Origin of the sequence: Streptomyces sp. NPDC047515, assembly GCF_040643055.1 — a bacterium.
Taxonomy (GTDB): Bacteria; Actinomycetota; Actinomycetes; order Streptomycetales; family Streptomycetaceae; genus Streptomyces.
This window is the reverse complement of record NZ_JBEYTM010000171.1, coordinates 1-1,424: the sequence shown is the minus strand read 5'-3', so window position 1 is coordinate 1,424 and position 1,424 is coordinate 1. Positions and strand designations below refer to the sequence as shown.

At 69.2% G+C, this 1,424-nt stretch carries 1 protein-coding gene; it reads left to right on the top strand.

Annotated elements, in window-relative coordinates; translation table 11 throughout:
- Positions 1-127: 127 nt before the first annotated feature.
- Positions 128-1,424 (top strand): NF041680 family putative transposase (locus tag ABZ826_RS39360; protein WP_361459407.1); only part of this gene is annotated, 1,297 nt, incomplete at its 3' end.

Below are 1,424 nucleotides of genomic sequence, written 5' to 3'. Positions count from 1 at the left end.
AGCTTGACGTTTAACCTCGCCTGTCACCCGACCTGCTGATCTGCGGTTCTTCGCGGGACAGCAGCGGCGGCCGTTCTCCACGCTTCGAGATGTCGAGTCACGAAGCACGAGAGAACGGCCGCTGCTCATGAGTTTCCCTGCCGGCTCGCCCGCAAGCGAGGCATTGGATATCTTGTCCCGCTTTCGGGTTGAGTTCTACGAGAGTCTGTACGCCCGCGCGGACGTGCTCTTCGAGCTGACCGACGCAGTGCTGTGCGCAGATGGCCCGGTCAAGACGCTGGTTGAGCTTTCCCTCGCGCATGAGATGCAGCGCGGGCACGGCGCCTTGTACGCGGCTCTGGACAAGGGTTGGTGCGAACCGACCCGCGTGCGCCGGGCTCTGGCCGACCTCCCGCTGCCCCGCATCAGCGACGGCCGGATCGCCTTGGCGGTGGACGTATCCAACTGGCTTCGCCCGGACGCGAACACCAGCCCTGACCGGCTCTTCTGCCACCTCCACGGCCGCCGCGCCGACCGCAGCTGCGACCAGCTGATCCCAGGCTGGCCCTACTCCTTCGTCGCGGCCCTCGAATCGGGCCGCACCTCGTGGGTCGCGTTGCTGGACGCCGTGCGCCTGGGGCCGGCCGATGACGCCACCACGGTCACCGCCGCTCAGCTGCGCGAAGTCGTCACCCGCATCATCACCGCAGGCCACTGGAGCGACGGCGACCCCGACATGCTGATCGTGATGGACGCCGGCTACGACAGCGCCTACCTCTCCCACGCCCTGGCCGACCTGCCCGTGGTCCTGGTCGGACGCCTGCGATCGGATCGTGTCATGCTCCGCGACGCGGGCCCCGTCCGCTCCGGCTCCCGAGGCGGACGGCCACGCAAACACGGCGGTGTACTGACCTTCGCCAAGCCGGATTCCTGGCACGCGCCCGAGGTCACCACGGTGACGGACACCACCCGCTACGGAAAGGCGGAGGCGACGGCCTGGGACCGCATGCACCCCCGCCTGACCCACCGCGGACCCTGGCTGGAGCACTCCAAAGAGGAACTCCCCCTGCTGCACGGCACGTTGATCCGCCTCGCCGTGGAACGCCTGCCCAGCGAGGCCGCCCCCAAGCCGGTGTGGCTGTGGTGCTCGGCCACCGGCGCCGCCCCGGCCACCGTGGACCTGTGGTGGCGGACGTTCCTGCGCAGGTTCGACATCGAGCACACCTTCAGAATGATCAAGCAGACGCTCGGCTGGACCGCGCCACGCGTCCGTCACCCCGCCACGGCCGATCTGTGGACCTGGCTGATCATCGCCGCACACACACAACTCCGCCTCGCCCGCCCACTCGCCGAGGACCTACGCCACCCCTGGGAACGCCCCGTGAAGACCGAACGGCTGTCCCCGGCCCGCGTCCGGCGAGGGTTTCGCAACCTCCGCCGGAAGG